This is a genomic window from Kistimonas ophiarachnellae (assembly GCF_057552235.1).
Genome location: NZ_BAAJPA010000011.1, coordinates 91,594 through 109,130 on the forward strand (window position 1 = coordinate 91,594; position 17,537 = coordinate 109,130).

Below are 17,537 nucleotides of genomic sequence, written 5' to 3' on the forward strand. Positions count from 1 at the left end.
CCGGTTAGGAAGAAATGGAGTGAATGCAATGAAAAACGTTAAATCACTGCTGTTAGGTACTGTGTTAACCGTGGCATCCGTGAACGGTTTCGCGGAGGAATCGTTTCCCATGGTGATGGTGTATAAATCGCCGACCTGCGGTTGCTGCACGGAGTGGTCAAACCACCTGGAGGCCAACGGCTTCAAGGTGATGAATCACAATGTGGAGGATATGAATAAGTACAAGGAAAAAGCCAACCTGCCATATGGACTGGGTTCCTGCCATACGGCGTTTGTCGGTGGTTACGCGGTAGAAGGGCATGTGCCGGCGTCTGACATCAAGCGCCTGTTGACGGAAAAACCGGCCATTCGCGGGCTGGCCGTGCCAGGTATGCCGATGGGTTCCCCGGGGATGGAGTATGGGGATCGGAAGGATGCGTATAACACCATCAGTTATACCAAGGATGGGAAGACCAGCGTGTATGCCTCGCATTAAGGCGGAGCTGTGATTTTGCCGACCATCAGGTGAGTAACCATCGACGTTGCGGGCTGTGCACTGGCTCCCAACGTCGAGCGTATTGCTTCACGTCAGGTTAGGCAGGCAATGTCACCTTATAGCCACAATCAGCCCTGTTAGTTGTCGCGTATTCGCAGTAACCTGTGCAGGCAGTCTCAGTGACCATTGTTGTGAACGATAAGTAAGGATCACCATCAGGCACCGGGGTGAACCAATGACTGACCGATGGAAAGAACAGGCAATCAAGTGGCGGGACAGGGCGCGTGAGGATCGCGAAAAACGGCGCGCCCTTGAGCGAGAAGTCGATGACCTGAAGGCCCAGCTGGCCAAGGCAGAACGACAGCTTCGGCGTGCCAGGTTAACGACAGAAAAGAGTCAGGCATTGCAAAATCAGGTGAGAGAAGCACTACGGGAAGCGCTGGAGGCCTGATGTAATAAAAGCAGTAGGGCATCTTGATAACAATTCAGATAAATACCTTGACTCTGTCGTTAATCGCATTAGTGTGATGGGCAATATTCTATTGCTGTACTATCGTCTCACAAGTGCGAGGTAGCCATGGGCACGGCAACGAACAATAATAAAATACTGCTCAAAAATGGCCTGCTGGTCGATGGGGCGGGATCTATGCCCAGAAAAGCCGATGTGTTGATGGATCGCGGTCGCCTGCGTGTGCTCAAGCCGGGCGAGTGGGTGACAGATGCCACCTCCATCGACTGTGGCGGTAAGGTGATCGCCCCCGGCTTTATCGATGTCCACAGTCACATGGATTACTTCGCCATTGAGAATGCCCCCGAACATTTTGATCCCTTCATTGCCCAGGGCATTACCACCATGGTGGTGGGCAACTGTGGCTTCAGCCCGTTCGGGTTTAAATGCAATACGCCCCATCAGCATTTGATTGAAAATTCCCTGTTCAAGGAAGGCCACGGCGACATCAGCTGGCATAGTTTCAAGGGGTATCAGCAGCGCATCCAGGGGCATGGGTGTGGCCCCAACCTGGTCAGCCTTGTAGGGCACGGTGTGTGTCGTACGTCGTTGAACGGGTTTAGCGCCAGCCCCCTGTCGTCTGAACAGCGGGCTGAAATGCTGTCCCTACTGGATGAAGCCCTGTGCCAGGGCGCCGCCGGGGTATCTCTGGGGCTTCAATATAAGCCGGGTGTGTTTGCCGGTAATGAAGAACTGAAGGCCGTCGCCCGGCTGGTGAAGCAGCATGACAAGGTGCTGACCGTGCATGCCAAGGCCTATTCCAGCCTGTCAGGCACCTATCCCATGAATCCTTTCGGGAAAGCCCATAACCTGCGTGCGATCGATGAGATGCTGGAGCTGGCGCGGGAAACCGGTGTGCGCCTGCAGTTTTCCCACCTGATTTTTGTGGGGGAAAGCACCTGGAAAACTCTTGATGAAGCCATTGCCAAATTTGACCGGGCCATCGCGGATGGAGTGGATGTCAAATTTGATATGTTTCCCTATCCCTTTGGCGCCACCTTGTTGAATACGCTGTTGCCCGAGTGGGTAATGGCTCGTATGCCCGGGGTGTTGAAACAGTCACTGCCGCTATTGCGGTTGCGTCTGGAAGCCTGGTTGGCGTTCCGGTCGCTGGGCCTGGGATATGACTGCATTCAGATCAGCGAAGCCGGTTGTCCCGCCTATCAGCCCTACAATGGGTTGTTTTTGACCGATATTGCCGAACGGGTTGGGCTGTCGCCGTTTCAGGTGATGGTGGATATTCTGGATCAGTCCCGTGCTGAAGCTCGCATGATTATGCACAAGTATTACGGGCCCGAGATCGTGGAGCGTTTGATGACCCATCCCGCCGCGCTGTTTATGACGGATTCCTGGCCTGAACCCTCCGGTGTCGAGAACGCGGCGACCTATGGAGCCTTCCCCCGGTTCCTGCAGATGGCGCGGGAGACGGGCAAGATACCAATGGAAACGCTGATACACCGAATGACCGCCCAGGCGGCAGAGCGTTTTGGTATTGCTGATCGGGGCATTATCAAAGATGGTTATGTTGCGGATATTGTGGTGCTGGACTGGGAGCAAGTCAGGGATAACACGACACGGGAATGCAGCGATGCCGCCCCGGATGGCATTGAGCACGTCTTTATCAATGGCGTTCCTGCGAGGCTGAATGGTGAAAAATATACAGCGCCTGTCAGCGGTGAATGTGTGGCGATGACGGCTTGATTGAATGCGTTATTTACAGTTTCAGCGGTAAGCAACCAAAGGCCTGAATGTCAGGCCTTTAATCCTGTTCTGATCAATACCATTAAATCCTGTATATGGCTTGGGAACGGTCAACGTCAAAGGCAGGTACCGGCATGGTGAAAGACAGTTCACCGTCGGCAAACAGTTGCTGGTACCACTCCTGGCCCTGATTGGTCAGGCAATACGCGCCCTCATCATTGCATTCGAGCAGTCCTGCCCGGTCAACGAGTTTGACCAGGTTCTGACGCAGTGTTTCCCGACCCGCACACAGTCTGTCAGATAACGCGGTTAGCTTAAGGTTAGGGGTATCGTGAAGTTGTTTAATTATTCGAAGTTGTAAAACGGTGATTCTCGAACAGGTCATTTGACTGATTTTGTCGAGATGAATCAGGGCTTCCCAGTTGATGTTCATACGCTCACGGCAGGCTGCGCGCCACATGACGCATGACAAGTATTCATTGGCTTCGGCAAGTGCGTACTGATATGGGTCAATAATAGGTGTTCTGTGAAGCTGATAGCTCACTGAATAACGCTATCAATGGCAGGAAAACTTTTGCCATTAATGAGCCAGGATCAATTTGCCAGTGTGAGGGGATGACTATTGCCCTAATGGATGAGGCTTTAACTGTTGGTGATAGAGCGGAATTTTGTCTGCATCCATTGCGCTTTATTTTTCACACTATAAAAAAATTGGGGTCCAGAAAATTGGACCCCAAAACGATTACTTATCGTCTACTTCGTTGTTTTCATTCTCAAAACCGCCTGCCTGAAACTCATACCACATCACGTTGATGATGCCGAAGGAGCAGGCCAGCAGAACGCCGAGAATCCAGGAAAAGTACCACATAACGTTATTCTCCTCGTCTGCGCTCAGTACAGTGAATGGCTGTTGTCTTCAATGTGCTGCACGCTGATACGGCCCCACATCTTGTAGAAACACCAAGTGGTGTAAGCCAGTATGATCGGGACGAAAAGCGCAGCCACAAAGCTCATGATGCCCAGGGTCAGGTAGCTGGAAGTGGCATCCCATACGGTCAGGCTGACAGCCGGATTGCTGCTTGAGGGCAGGATGAACGGAAACAGAGAAGCACCCGCTGTTGTGATGATGCCCAGCTGGCAGAGGGAGCTGCTGATAAACGTCAGTGAAGGCTTACGGCCTGCCAGCAGGATTACACCGATGGCACCCAGGAAGCCGATGACCGGCGCCAGCAGGGTGATCGGGTACTTGCTGTAGTTCGCCAGCCAGCGGCCGCTTTCCACGACAACAACCGTCTTGTGCAGTGGGTTAGAAGCGGCATTGCCGTCAATCACGCTGGTGATTTCAAAGCCGGGGATATGGGCAACCCAGAAGCCGGCCACGGCAAAAGCAATAATCACGACAACGGCCAGACGACGGGCAGCGATCACAGCGCGTTTCTCAACACCACCTTCAGTGCGCAGGCCGAGCCAGCAGGCGCCCTGCATCAGGATCATGGTCAGGCTGACCACGCCGCACAACAGTGCGAACGGGTTGAGCAGGCTCCAGAAGGAACCGTTCAGGGTGGAGCGAAGGTAGCTGTCCAGGGTGAAATCGTAGCCCTGGAACAGGTTGCCGAACGCTACACCGAACACCAGTGACGGCACAGTGCCGCTGATGAACAGACCGAGGTCACACCACTTGCGCTGGTGCGGTTCAACTTTCGCACGGTATTCAAACGCGAGGGGGCGCATCAGCAAGGCAAACAGCACCAGCACCATGGCCCAGTAGAAACCGGAGAACGCGGTGGCGTAGACCATGGGCCAGGCGGCAAAAATTGCGCCGCCGGCGGTGATGAACCACACCTGGTTACCATCCCAGTGCGGGGCGACCGCGTTGACGATCACACGACGCTCGTTGTCATTCTTGCCCAGGAAGGGCAGCAGACCGGCAGAACCCAGGTCGTAGCCGTCGGTGATGGCAAAGCCGATCAGCAGCACGCCGACCAGTACCCACCACAGGAGTTTTAACATTTCATATTCGATCATCTTCCATCCTCCCGTCAGTGTGTCGCCATGCCGGCTGGCAATTCAGCCTGTTTTTCAAAATGGTAACGGCCGGTGTGCAGGCTGCTCGGGCCGAGACGGGCATACTTGATCATCAGGTAGCATTCGACCACCGCGAAAATACCGTAGAACAGGGTAAAGCCGGCAATACTCATATAGAGATCGGTCGCGGTCAGGCTGGACGCGGAAAGTGACGTCGGCAACATACCTGCGACGGTCCATGGCTGACGGCCGAATTCGGCGACAAACCAGCCCATTTCACAGGCAATCCAGGGCGCTGGCAGTGACCAGAGGACAATCTTCAGGAAGCGCTTGCTCTGGTATTCCGTCCGGCGTGCTGTCTTGATAAAGGCGGTCACGAAGATCAGCAGCATGAAGAAGCCCAGGCCAACCATGATCCGGAACGCGAAGAACAGCGGAGCAACCTGCGGAATGGTGTCTTCCGCCGCCTGCTTGATCTGGGCGTCGGTGGCATCCACAACGTTAGGCGTGTAACGGGTCAGCAGAAGACCGTAGCCCAGGGTGTCTTCGACTTCCTTGAACTGTTCGCGGATTTCCGGGGTATCGTTTCCGGCCTTCAGCTCTTCGAGCAGGCGATAGGCTTCCATACCGTCACGAATGCGGGCTTCATTGCGAACCAGCAAATCCTTGATGCCGGGCACTTCTTCGGTCAGGGAGCGTGTCGCGATGATGCCCATTACCCAGGGGATTTTGACGGCGTAGTCGGTACGCATTTCTTCCTGGTTGGGGAAGCCGAATGCAGTGAACGGCGCCGGGGCTTCGTAGGTATCCCACTCCGCTTCGATGGCGGCCAGTTTCACCTGCTGTACGTCACCCAGCTTGTAGCCGGATTCGTCACCCAGCAGAATAACGGACATGATGGATGCCAGACCGAAACCGGCGGCAACCGCAAAGGAACGACGGGCAAACGGGACATCCCGGTCGTTCAGCATATAGTAAGCGCTGATCGCCAGGACAAAGATGGCGGCGGTGGTATAACCGGCAGCCACAGTGTGGATGAACTTGACCTGCGCGACCGGGTTGAAGAACAACTGACCGAAGCTGGTCATTTCCATGCGCATGGTTTCAAAGTTGAACTCGGCGCCGACAGGATTCTGCATCCAGGCGTTGGCCACCAGGATCCACAGAGCGGAGAGGTTAGAACCGATCGCGACCAGCCAGGTACAGCCGAGGTGCTGAACCTTGCTCATGCGATCCCAGCCGAAGAAGAACATCCCGACGAAGGTGGATTCCAGGAAGAATGCCATCAGGCCCTCAATGGCCAGCGGCGCACCGAAAATATCCCCTACATAGTGGGAGTAGTAGGACCAGTTGGTGCCGAACTGGAATTCCATGGTCAGACCGGTGGCGACGCCCAGGGCAAAGTTGATGCCGAAGAGCTTGCCCCAGAATTTGGTCATGTCTTTATAGATCTGCTTGCCGGTCATGACATAGACCGATTCCATGATGGCCAGCATGAAGCTCATGCCGAGTGTCAGGGGAACAAACAGGAAATGGTACATCGCCGTCAGTGCAAACTGCAGACGCGAGAGGTCTATTACTTCATCCGGGATCATTCTATCCTCGCTGGTGTGGCTTGGGGGAAAAGTGCCTGCACCGACCGTTCTCAGGAGACCTTTCCCGTTGTATGCAATACGACGGTTTCCCTGCGTCGCCACAGCTCTCCGGCTGCTGGCCAGGTGGCTGTAATACTCTCCCGATACAAGGATGGAACGGTGCAATCTTCGGAGGTATTACATACCTAGACTGGCAGCGAGAATTATAGGTGTCCTGATAGTCCAGAAATTGATCTGGATCAATATTTGTGTCCCGCGCCAGACATTTTGTTGAATAATTCAACTTGGCTTGAACGTACACATTTTAGACCGCGCATCAGGTGTGGAGTTCCAGTGTGCGACGGGCATTGTAGAGACTGATTTGCCAGATTTTGTGCACGCCGGGAATTTCGATGGGGGCGCGATTGAGCTGGGTCTGCTGGTTACTCACCGGGGCCTCATGTTCGGCGATAAATTCCAGTTTCTCGCGGCTGGCCTGGTAGTTGTCGACCAGGAAATCCATGGTGCCCCGGGTCAGTGGCACCCGGTAATAGCGGATCAGGTTCTGGGCCAGCCGTTCCGCCATGGCAGCCAGGCTGACATCCACGGCATTCGCCATGGCCTTGCCAACCGAGGCCTTGATCATGGGGCTCATGCCCGGTTCAATGGCCCCCAGGCTGGTGGCAGGGGTGCTGTCGATAGCACGCTGGATGGCCGGATTACTCAGGTCGATACTCTGGCCGAGGATGACAGCGATTCCAGCAGCCAGCTCCCGGGCGCGGGACTGGGTCAGGCGTTTCTCGTTGCTGCTGCGGGCGTGGTCCATGCTGCGATCACTGGTGCGGCGGATGCGGTTGTCTTCCAGCAGCTGGGCTAACTGTCGGGCAACCTTGATCTTCTCGTCATCATCCAGCGCGATACTTTGTTCCGAGATTTTCAGCGAGCGCCGGACCTGGTCGCCGCTGTTTTCTTCATAATGCTTGCTGCGCAACTGCCAAACTTTCAGTGCCCGGCTGAAGCGCCGGTTTTCCCGGGTCAATCTTTCCTGAGCTTCGAAGGCGCGTTCGTACAGGTCAATGGCTTTTTCCAGTTGCAGGGTTTTGATCTGCAAAGCCATAAGCTGCTTGCCGGTATGGTTGGTAATGCGGCGGCATTCAGTGACCTGGCGGGACAAACTGTCCATGGCGTCAACGGCAACTGTCAACAGGTGGCGGGGGCTTAGGCCCGGCGCGGTATTGATATCTTCCCGTGGTTCGATGTAGTTGAGGTAGGTGGTTAGTGCCCGCAGGCGACTGTTGACCCGCGCACGGGCCAGCCGGTAGTTGTTGCGTTCTTTTTCAAGGCTGTCCATGGAACGGGCCAGCGTCCAGTCACCGCTGTACTGGTATTTCAGGTAACGGATACGGCGACCGCAGATTAATTCAAAGCAGAGGGTCAGCAGTTCCTCCACATCGTGCAGGGTCATGAGGTCTTCATTGTCCTGCTCGATCGCAGAGAGAATGCGTTCCAGGAACATCTCTTCCCGTGGTATGCCTTGGCGCACACTGGGTACACGCCCGGTAAGGCGCTGACGCATAGCCTCGGCAATGCGGGGATGTGTCTGACGCAGTGTGTCGTAGGCTTCCTGGGTTTGTTCGCGGATATTGTGGACGATGTCCTGCATCCGGTTATAGAGGCCTGCACGGCGAAACAGCTCAATGTGTTCGGCTTGCCGGGCCAGTTGTGCGTCAGCGGTCAGGTCTTCAATCGCCAGGGCGACCCAGGCAGGTCCCAGGTCCAGTTTCCGGAGGATAATGCCGGCGGATTCAATACGGCGATTGTCTTCTCCCAGGTTTTCCATGCGCAGGTCACGAACCATATAGAGGAGTTCCGGCAGGCAGTCGATGACTTCCAGCAGGTTCTTTTCATCCTTCTTTTCCCGGTGGCCGTGAGTGGTGTTGTAGATCAGTTTTGTGGCGATACCCAGCAGACCGGCAATCAGTGAGTAGGCCAGGAAGTAGATGGCGCGATCCAGTGGTGGAAATGTACCGTAGCCGATGTAATACGCACTTGAAGCAGTAATAAACGTGACCGGGCCGGCGGTCCAGGCCAGCATCAGGAACGTAATACCCCAGGGTTCCTTATGGGGGGCTGTGCGGATTTTATCGAGCAGCCCCTGTCCACGGGCCTCCATGGCCAGTGTGTCAGCTGAGCGGTGGGTATATTGCTTGTTTTTTCGTACCGGCCACATGGGTTGTTCTGGTCGTTTTTGACTGCCGGGTGAACGGCTGAAAAGGATGTGCAGGCAGATTGCGCCACGTTTTTTCTGGTACTGATTGTATAGGGGGTGGCGCGGATTCCCATATGTATTAATACGCCAATCCGCACCCGGCTTCGGTAGTTGTGGGTTATAGCAGGGAATGGGTTTCGGGTTCGGAATGCCTGACCCGGTTTCGGCCGTCCGATTTGGCCCGGTATAGCGCCCGGTCAGCTGAATCGAGCAGGCGATCGAGGTTGTAGCCGCAGTGTTCAGTGCTGGACAGGCCAATACTGAGAGTGACTTTTTCCGAATCCAGCTCGTCGAACTTTAGTGCTAACAAGCCTGTGCGGATACGCTCGGCGATTTGCTCGGTCCTTGCCGGTGTCGCGTGGGGAATCAGGGCGACAAATTCCTCTCCACCCATGCGGGCAAGCAGGTCACGACTGCGCAGGTTGTCGCGGCAGACGTCGGAAAACATCTGTAGTACCTTGTCGCCGAAGGCATGACCATAGGTGTCATTCAGTGGTTTGAAGTGATCGATGTCCATGTATAACAGGGTGGCGGGTTTGGTTTCCTGCTGCAGACGCTTCAGCATGGCGGTGGCCTCCCGCTGAAACGCCCGGCGGTTGCACATGCCGGTCAGGTCATCCAAGTCCGCTTCACGACGAAGTTCGTCGTAACGCTTGCTGGCCTGGAACAGGGTGCGGGTATGGGAGGCGATATCGCTGGCCAGCTGAAGTTGATCTTTGTCCAGGGGTGTATTGTCGTATTGGCGCAGTAACACGACAGTCCATGTATGACTGGATTCCCAGAGTACAGGAATAATACTGACCGATGCGGCCTGATGGTGGCCGTATTGCATCTGCAGGGTGGCTTCTTCTGCCGAGCGGGCAATGTTGCCCAGTAATGTCAGGCGTCCATCCACCAGTTGTTCAAACAGAATTTTCTGCTGGCCACTCAGGCCGATCACCGATATCTGGTTATTTCTTATATGCAGAAGGGCGCAGGTATTGATCGGTAAAAGGCTGTTCAGGGTGGAAAGCAGGCGAGAGCCTATCGCTTCCTCGTCCATGCCGTTGAGGTTATCCAGGTAATGTTTGACTGCATCATTGTATATGCGTCGATGACGGTAATGTCGTTGAAGGCTGTTTTCCATCAGCGCATAGTTTTGCTGATAGGTACGATAAAGGGCGGTGGTGTAGGCAGGCAAAGCCAGGCTGAAGGCAATCGCCTGGATAACCAGTGCCGGATAATATGTCCAGCGGAATACGTCGATGGTGTAGCCCTCAATGGCTAACAGGCTGACAAGGCTTCCCAGGCTGATGACCAGCCACCCCATGAAAAAGAACGATGCATTGCTGTGTGCTTTTCTGACAAGTACCAGGCTGGATGCGCTCAGCACGATAAAAGTGATTGCCAGCATACTATGGAATAGTGTCGTAAGAGGCTGATTCAGGGACTGGAAATTCAGAAGGCAACTGCCTGCTATTAGCAGCAGGATGGAATAGAGCGTACGACAAGCAATATAAACGGGACGTGATTCCTCTTTGATTGGAATCAGAGACAACATGAACCGAATGGCAAACGCGGCAGCAATGGCGCCGAAAAACAGGGGTTGTTGACTGGCCCAGTTATCTAGCGTGAACGTTGGCAAGTCAAAGCGTGAGAAATCGCTGGATACGAGATAAAGCAGGGTCGCACCCGTATAAATGGCAAAGAACAGATAGCTGGATTTGTGCGCACGAATGAAAATGCAGATGTTGAAAATCATCAATGCCAGAAGCATGCCCAGTGAGAGCGTCAGGACTTGCCCGGTTAATGGTTCCAGTACCGGTGATGACGTTGTCAGTGATGTATTGCCTGACTGATCAGCCGCTACTGCTGGCGCTGACAACAAACAGGCAACAGTTGACAGCAATGCCGTTGATATTGGGAGTTTATGTGAAAACACAGTGTCTGTATGGGTAATACACATCCTTGATGTAACCCCTGTTCTCAGTATTTATTATTGTGAAAAGGGTCTCATGCCTTGAGCAATCCTTAGGCCAATTATCGTAACGTTCTTGTGGTGTCTCTTACAATGCCCTGTGGCAGTGGTATCGGGCGTCGCTACAGGGCATTAAACGTCAGTTGTGTTGTAATAAGTGACGCCTTGCGACACTGGTTGTGTTCAAAGGTGTCCTAAATGGTCACATGTGGCTTTGTCCCCACTTTTCTTAAAGGTCTCTTTTATTGTTTGGGGAAGCTACAGTGATCCATGATGAAAAAACGTAATAACCTAGTCTGATATTGCCAGCTCGGTCAGTATCAGAGAGTGGCTCCGGGCGATATGGGTTTTGCTGCTATCGACGATGGCGTTGCCTTTCAGGAAGTTGCGGCCCAGCAGGACAGGAAAGCTCAGCTGGTTGCTATCCATTAGTGTGAAGTCAGTAAACAGGTCAATATCTCCCAGTGTGACTTTCATCCTGACACTGGGGTTTGTGGAGCTGCGTGAACTGCTGTGACGTGAGCGAGACCGGTTGGAAACCGGTAGAGTCAATTCCTGAGATTGGGGGGTAGTAGCTTGTCTGCCGATCTGGAATCGTACCCACCGGCTGCCGTCGCGATCGAACTGAACAATATGGTCTGCGGCCAGAAAAGAGGTGGTTGAACCCGTGTCTATCAGGGCGTCCAGGGTTTGGTTGGCAGCGTGTAGAAAGACGGACTCGACGCAACCTATGACGGGGAGTCCGTTAATGGTTGCTGACATCTCGACAGTATCCGTACGTGTTTTGACATCCGGTGGAGGGCAAACCTGGTTGGTACCCACTATATGGGTTCTTTCGGGTGGGAAGGACAGGCCGGGTAGTCTGACTGGTGAGTAGTGCGGCGCCGTGTCCTGGTTGTACTGACAGCCTGCTATCAATAACAGGCAGGCGGTCATGATCAATGTGTTGCTATAGCGTGTCATAGAAGTCCTGCAGGTGTAGCGTACTTACTGGCCGGAATTGGACTCCGTCTGGGATTGGCGATCAGGACCAAAAAAACCGATGAGGCTGGTGATGACCAGGCTGACAATCGCGGGTAACACCCAGCTCAGATGGAGAGAAAATCCCGGCACATTGTTCAAAGGTAAAAGGTAGTACTCAATGGCGCGGCAGGGTAGTACATGCAGCCCGTCGGCAATACCGAACAAGGCAACGAGGAATAGAGTGAAACGTGCCGATAGTTTAGGGGCTGGTAGCCATTCACGAATCAGTGCCAGCAGGATAAGGATCATTGCGACCGGGTATATTGCCAGCAGGATGGGGATGTAAAATTCAATCAACTGGTCCAGGTTTATGTTGGCCATTACTACACAGGCCGCTGTAATGGCGGTCACCAGTGAGAAATAGGAATAGCGGGGCCAGAGTTGCTCAAAATATTCTGCAACGGCCGTTATGCAGCCGATGGCGGTTGTCAGACAGGCCAGGGTCACTATGGCGGCAAGGATGAGTATGCCCCATTGGCTGAACTGGTACTCAACAAAGGTGGTCAGGATTTGTCCGCCGTTACTGGCGTCAGGTGCAAGTGCCCGGCTGGTGGCGCCGATGTTGAACAGTGTGATATAGACAAGGGAGAGTCCTATGGCGGCAATAACGCCTGTGGCAATGCAATAGCGTGTCAGTGCTTGTCGATTGGTAATGCCATGTGATCGCAGGTTGGTGATGATGACAATACCGAACATCAGGGCGGCTAAGGCGTCCATGGTCATATAACCATCAAGAAATCCCTGGATAAAAGCCGTTGCCTGGTAGTCTTCAGCCGGTGGGCCGGGATCGCCGGCCGGATTGATGAAGGGGGTAACGCCAAGCACGATTAATAAGAGTATCAACGCCGGTGTGATGATTTCGCCGACGGTTTCCATCAGCTTGCCGGGGTACAGGGAAAACCACCAGGCAATGGCAAAAAAGACCAGCGAGAACAAAAGCTGCTGCGCATCACTATGACTGTTTTCGGTATCAAGGAAAGGAGTAATGCCGATTTCGAAGGAGACCGCCGCCGTTCGCGGAACGGCATAGAGGGGGCCGATCAGCAGATAGATAATAATGCCGATCAGGGCGATCAGCCGGGGAGGGAGATCCTGCGACAGATCGTTGAAACCTCCTCCCACCCGGGCCATGGCAATGATGCCCAACAGAGGCAGGCCGACGCCGGTAACGAGAAATCCTGCTGCCGCTGACCAGGCCTCAGTGCCTGCCAGTTGGCCGGACAGTACCGGGAAAATCATGTTGCCGGCCCCGAGGAACAGGGCGAAGGTCATGAACCCCATGGCCAGCAGGGCCTTTCCGGTCAGTGTGTTAGGGGTGGCGGGATGTTCCATAAGCGTGCAGCATTGATCATCAATCGAATGTTCACTAAGTATTAGTCATAAGACGGACAAATCCATGTTGAAGTTCCTGTCTTGCGAAAATAATACGCAATCAATGGCGGTTGATATTCGGCTTCACCGGCAGGCTATGGGTGGTTTACGTAAATAGCCCAGTTGTATCAGGCCGTATGCCGGATACAATGCGGCCTTTTATTTTGCGACCCGGTGGATGGCGTTTCGCTGATCATTACTGGTCTGAACGAGGATATTGATGACACAGCCTGCAGCCAACCCCCGAGCCCTCCTGCCATTGCTGGTCTTCCTGGGCGTGTTTTTCGGAAGCGGTATCTACTACTCCCTGGCCGGTGTTGAGTTTGCCTTTTACCAGGTCAAGGCGCCGGTTGCAGCATTGCCGGCCATTATTGTCGGTATGCTGATTGGTCATGCCCGGTTGAATGAACGTATTCAGCATTTTCTGCAGGGTATTGGTGATATCAACATTGTCACCATGTGTATGGTGTACCTGCTGGCCGGTGCTTTTGCCAAGGTGACCAGTGCCATTGGTGGCGTGGATGCCACGGTTGCCCTGGGATTGTCCGTTTTGCCGGAACAGTTATTGCTGCCGGGGCTGTTTCTCGTGGCGGCGTTTGTCTCCACTGCCATGGGCACATCCATGGGAACTATTGCTGCGATCACGCCAATCGCGATCGGGATCAGTCAGGCTACCGGTCTTTCACCGGCACTGTGTGCAGGGACAGTGGTTGGCGGCGCCATGTTCGGTGATAACCTTTCCATTATTTCTGATACCACTATTGCCGCAACCCGCACCCAGGGGTGCAGCATGCGGGACAAGTTTCGCCTGAATGCCCGCATAGCAATGCCAGCGGCACTGCTAACCATGATCCTTCTGTTTATTCTCGGTCATGGTGGCAGTGCGCCTGCGGCCACCGAATTCAACGCTTGGCTGGTATTGCCTTATCTTCTGGTGCTCGTATTGGCGGTCAGCGGCATGAATGTGCTGGTCGTATTGATGGTTGGGATTCTCTTTTCCGGGTTTCTGGGTCTGCTTGTCAAGGATGGCTATTCGATGGCGATCATGGCCGATAACATCTACCTTGGCTTTGAGGGCATGCTGGAAATCATGGTGCTGTCCATGTTTATCGGTGGGCTGGCTGCGGTTATGCGTCATGAGGGCGGTCTCGTCTGGCTGACCGGTTGTATTCAGTCCCTGGTAGGGCGCTTCCAGCGGCTGCAGGGACGAGCAGGCGAAATCGGTATTTCCCTGCTGGTGTCTGTCTGTAACCTGTTTACGGCCAATAATACGGTGGCCATTCTGATCAGTGGCTCGGTGGCGCGGGAAATTGCCGAAAAGAATGCCATTGATCCCCGCCGTTCGGCCAGTTTGCTGGACATGTTTTCCTGTGTCGTGCAGGGCATCATTCCCTGGGGCGCACAGCTGCTGCTGGCCGGTTCCATCGCCGGTCTTTCACCACTGGCGCTGGTGGGTGACAGTTATTACCCGTGGATACTGGCGTTGTGCGCTATCGGAGCAATCCTGTCAGGTTTTCCCCGGCTGTCGAAAAGCCAGTAGACAGGCGTCAGGTTTTACGGTTTATCGAGGTCTTTGAGCAAGGAGAGTTGCCATGTCGGAAAGAACGGTTGCAATGCCAAGGCGTACCAAGATTGTTGCTACCCTGGGGCCGGCGACGGATGCGGAGGCAGCACTGAGGGCGTTGATCGAAGCCGGTGTTAATGTCGTCAGACTGAACTTTTCCCATGGCACACCGGAAGCGTTGCAGCAGCGGGTTGATCGCGTACGTGAAACGGCTGCACAACTGGGACGGGCCGTGGCGCTCATGGGGGATCTGCAGGGGCCAAAGATTCGCATCGCCCGTTTTGCCAGGGGCGGCATCACCCTGGCAGAAGGCGATCACTTTATTCTTGATGCAGATATGGATAAGGCTGCCGGTGACCAGCACCGGGTGGGTCTGACCTATGAAGCCCTGCCCAATGACTGTGCCACCGGCGATATGCTGTTACTGGATGACGGGCGTATCACCATGCGGGTTGAGCGGGTAGATGGTCGCCAGATTCATTGTCACGTGGTTAACGGTGGCGAACTGACCAATAGCAAGGGAATTAACCGCCAGGGCGGTGGTCTCTCGGCGCCCGCGCTGACGGATAAGGATCGTGAAGATATCCAGACCGCCGCCAAGCTGGGGCTGGATTACCTGGCAGTATCCTTTCCCCGTTGCGCAGCTGACCTGGAGCTGGCGCGCCAGTTGTTGCACGATGCTGGTGGTGATGCCGCCATCATGGCCAAGATTGAACGTGCAGAAGTGGTCAAGGATGAAAAGGTGCTGGAAGAGGTTATCCTGGCATCCGATGCGGTGATGGTAGCCCGCGGCGATCTGGGCGTTGAGATCGGGGATGCCGAGCTGATCGGTGTTCAGAAAAAGATCATCGCGGAAGCCCGCCGTTTGAACCGGCCGGTGGTCACTGCCACCCAGATGATGGAATCCATGATTACCAACAGCCTGCCGACCCGGGCCGAGGTGTTTGATGTTGCCAATGCCGTGCTGGATGGCACTGACGCCGTCATGTTGTCTGCAGAATCAGCCACAGGCGCCAACCCGGGACGTGTCGTTCAGGCGATGGGGCGTATTTGTCTCGGTGCCGAAAAACAACCGGCGAGCCAGGTGTCGACCCATAGAATGGCGTTCTCATTTGAGCGGACAGATGAGACGATCGCCATGTCCACCATGTATGCTGCCAACCATCTGCAGAGTGTCAAAGCGATTATCTGTCTGACGGAATCGGGTTCCACGCCACTGTGGATGTCCCGCATCAATTCGCGGTTGCCTATTTTTGCGCTGACCCGGCAGGAATCCACACGTCGGCGGGTCGCACTGTACCGTGGGGTTGAGGCGTTCGTTTTTGATCCAACGGTTTACACCTCTGGCAATGAAGTAAACGCAGCCGCCGTTAAAATCGTGCGTGATGCAGGTTACCTGGCCGATGGTGACCAGGTCATCATGACCAAGGGGGATACGCTGGCGGTTGTCGGCGAAACCAATACCATGAAGATTCTTACTGTATAATCAGGCGGCCCCCTGCGCTTGCAGGGGGCTGATTTTTGCTGTCGATACTTGCAGATAGTCCTTCCCTGCCTCATTCTTCTCACCGCCCTGATGAACCCGGTGCATTGATGGTATCCGGTTGCCGGTCTCTCGTGACTGAACGGATGCAGCCTGCCTTTCCTGGCTGTTGCACACCCTGTTGATGGAACAAACGATGTATGAACTGACCCTCGTGAATGTCACTGCGCTGTTACTGGCCGGTGTGATAGCCGGATTTATCAATACCCTGGCGGGGGGCGGCTCCATGCTGACCCTGCCTGCGTTGATGTTGATGGGGATGCCCGCAGACGTGGCGAATGCGACCAACCGGGTGGGTGTCGTCATGCAATCGTTAACAGGTATGCAGGGGTTTTATCGCGAGAAACAACTCGAAGCTCCCTCCATGATGGCTGTTGTGGTGCCGACGCTGCTTGGCTCACTGGTCGGCGCACTGGCCGCCGCTTTCCTGCCGGAAGTGATATTGAAACCGGTGCTTTTGGGAAGCATGGTGTTGATGGCTCTGATCATGATCATTAAGCCATCAACAGTGGCGCCGGAGCCGGGTACGCCGGTTATTCCTCTGCATACTAAACCTTCCGCCTGGGTCGGGCTGTTTCTGGCAGGTGTTTACGGCGGCTTTGTTCAGGCAGGGGTTGGCTTCATGCTGATTGCGGCGCTGGCGGGAGGGCTGCGTTACGACCTGGTACGCGCCAATGCCCTTAAAGTGGTGTGTACAGCCTGTTTCAGCCTGCTGGCTTTAGGTGTCTTCATCTGGTACGACCTGGTGCTGTGGGTGCCAGGGCTGATTCTTGCCGTGGGTTGTATGATAGGGGCTCACTATAGCGTTCGGTTTGCCATACAAGCCTCTCAGGCCACGTTGAAATGGCTGCTGTTCGTGATGGTTGTACTCGCCTGCGGCGCTGCGATGCTGGACTCAGTAAGATGATTATTCAGGCTGTTGCTCTTTAACGGGCATACTGATCTGATCATGTTGCTCGGCGGCAGCCAGCTTCTGGAAGTTTTGGCCGGATAGATGCACCAGGGTTTCATGGTCTCCGGCTTCCAGGTACACATCCTGTTGCTGCAGGAAGCGGTCATCCCACACCATGCTCATGTCAAAGGCTGGCCCGATAGCGGGGATTGCGCCGGTTTTACAATCTGCGAATTTCTGTTGCAGCTCGTGCTCAGAGGCCAGGCGCAGCTTCTGGTCAGTGAGTTCTTCCACAGTATGCAGGTGCAGGCGCCGGCCTGCAGGAATCACGGCCATCAGGAAATTGTCGACATGATCTTTCAGGATCACGGCTTTTGCGACTTCCTCACTGGGAACGCGTGCCGCGATGGAGCTTTGCATGGCACTCATACTGGGGCTGTGATGAACCAGCTCAAAATCAATCTGCTGCTGTGCAAGAAATTGAGACAGTTTTTTTGAAACACTCATGGCAATGACTTCTCCATGTTAAGTCGAACCTGAAGTTGCACATCAGTATATGACCCACCAGGGCAGGGCATCAGATCAAACCTTTCTAAGCGGCGTCGCTAAACGAAACTCCTGACATAGAAGAAAAA

The 17,537-nt window shown here is 54.5% G+C and carries 15 protein-coding genes; 6 read left to right on the forward strand and 9 right to left on the reverse strand.

Annotation, left to right across the window (positions count from 1 at the left end):
• The first annotated feature begins 28 nt into the window (after nt 1–28).
• From AC27K1_RS14775 to AC27K1_RS14785, 3 genes are all read left to right on the forward strand, one after another.
• On the forward strand, nt 29–475 hold the full coding sequence (locus AC27K1_RS14775; protein WP_487151585.1) for a DUF411 domain-containing protein: 447 nt from the start codon (nt 29–31) through the stop codon (nt 473–475).
• 235 nt (nt 476–710) lie between these two features.
• Nucleotides 711–926: a hypothetical protein gene (locus tag AC27K1_RS14780; RefSeq protein WP_487151586.1), complete on the forward strand. Its 216-nt coding sequence runs from the start codon at nt 711–713 to the stop codon at nt 924–926.
• A gap of 126 nt (nt 927–1,052) precedes the next feature.
• Nucleotides 1,053–2,684, forward strand: coding sequence for an N-acyl-D-amino-acid deacylase family protein (locus AC27K1_RS14785; protein ID WP_487151587.1), 1,632 nt, complete (start codon nt 1,053–1,055; stop codon nt 2,682–2,684).
• An 82-nt stretch (nt 2,685–2,766) separates the two neighbouring features.
• Here AC27K1_RS14785 and AC27K1_RS14790 read toward each other — a convergent pair whose 3' ends face one another.
• From AC27K1_RS14790 to brnQ, 8 genes are all read right to left on the reverse strand, one after another.
• Entirely contained in the window at nt 2,767–3,144 is a 378-nt protein-coding gene (locus tag AC27K1_RS14790) for a hypothetical protein (RefSeq protein ID WP_487151588.1), read from the reverse strand.
• Nucleotides 3,145–3,426: 282 nt separating this feature from the next.
• Entirely contained in the window at nt 3,427–3,552 is a 126-nt protein-coding gene (gene cydX / locus AC27K1_RS14795; protein WP_487151589.1) for a cytochrome bd-I oxidase subunit CydX, read from the reverse strand.
• Between the two features lie 23 nt (nt 3,553–3,575).
• Complete coding sequence (gene cydB, locus AC27K1_RS14800; RefSeq protein ID WP_487151590.1) at nt 3,576–4,709, reverse strand: cytochrome d ubiquinol oxidase subunit II; 1,134 nt, start codon at nt 4,707–4,709, stop codon at nt 3,576–3,578.
• Nucleotides 4,710–4,723: 14 nt separating this feature from the next.
• On the reverse strand, nt 4,724–6,304 hold the full coding sequence (locus AC27K1_RS14805; RefSeq protein WP_487151669.1) for a cytochrome ubiquinol oxidase subunit I: 1,581 nt from the start codon (nt 6,302–6,304) through the stop codon (nt 4,724–4,726).
• Nucleotides 6,305–6,620: 316 nt separating this feature from the next.
• The gene (locus AC27K1_RS14810; protein ID WP_487151591.1) at nt 6,621–8,513 is read right to left on the reverse strand and encodes a hypothetical protein; all 1,893 of its coding nucleotides are present in this window, start codon (nt 8,511–8,513) and stop codon (nt 6,621–6,623) included.
• Nucleotides 8,514–8,670: 157 nt separating this feature from the next.
• Nucleotides 8,671–10,416, reverse strand: a complete 1,746-nt coding sequence (locus AC27K1_RS14815) for a sensor domain-containing diguanylate cyclase (RefSeq protein WP_487151592.1) — start codon at nt 10,414–10,416, stop codon at nt 8,671–8,673.
• Between the two features lie 384 nt (nt 10,417–10,800).
• Nucleotides 10,801–11,472: a putative ATP-dependent zinc protease gene (locus tag AC27K1_RS14820; RefSeq protein ID WP_487151593.1), complete on the reverse strand. Its 672-nt coding sequence runs from the start codon at nt 11,470–11,472 to the stop codon at nt 10,801–10,803.
• A gap of 24 nt (nt 11,473–11,496) precedes the next feature.
• Nucleotides 11,497–12,864, reverse strand: a complete 1,368-nt coding sequence (gene brnQ / locus AC27K1_RS14825; RefSeq protein ID WP_487151594.1) for a branched-chain amino acid transport system II carrier protein — start codon at nt 12,862–12,864, stop codon at nt 11,497–11,499.
• A gap of 259 nt (nt 12,865–13,123) precedes the next feature.
• Between brnQ and AC27K1_RS14830 the strand changes: the two genes are divergently transcribed.
• From AC27K1_RS14830 to AC27K1_RS14840, 3 genes are all read left to right on the forward strand, one after another.
• The gene (locus AC27K1_RS14830) at nt 13,124–14,443 is read left to right on the forward strand and encodes a Na+/H+ antiporter NhaC family protein (RefSeq protein WP_487151595.1); all 1,320 of its coding nucleotides are present in this window, start codon (nt 13,124–13,126) and stop codon (nt 14,441–14,443) included.
• Nucleotides 14,444–14,495: 52 nt separating this feature from the next.
• A complete protein-coding gene (pyk, locus tag AC27K1_RS14835; protein ID WP_487151596.1) occupies nt 14,496–15,953 on the forward strand; it encodes a pyruvate kinase in 1,458 nt (485 codons plus the stop codon).
• 193 nt (nt 15,954–16,146) lie between these two features.
• Nucleotides 16,147–16,917, forward strand: a complete 771-nt coding sequence (locus tag AC27K1_RS14840) for a sulfite exporter TauE/SafE family protein (protein WP_487151597.1) — start codon at nt 16,147–16,149, stop codon at nt 16,915–16,917.
• Here the strand turns inward: AC27K1_RS14840 and AC27K1_RS14845 are convergent, their stop codons facing one another.
• Nucleotides 16,918–17,409 (reverse strand): aminoacyl-tRNA deacylase, encoded by a 492-nt coding sequence (locus AC27K1_RS14845; RefSeq protein WP_487151598.1) that lies wholly within the window; start codon nt 17,407–17,409, stop codon nt 16,918–16,920. It abuts the gene before it with no gap.
• Nucleotides 17,410–17,537 lie beyond the last annotated feature (128 nt).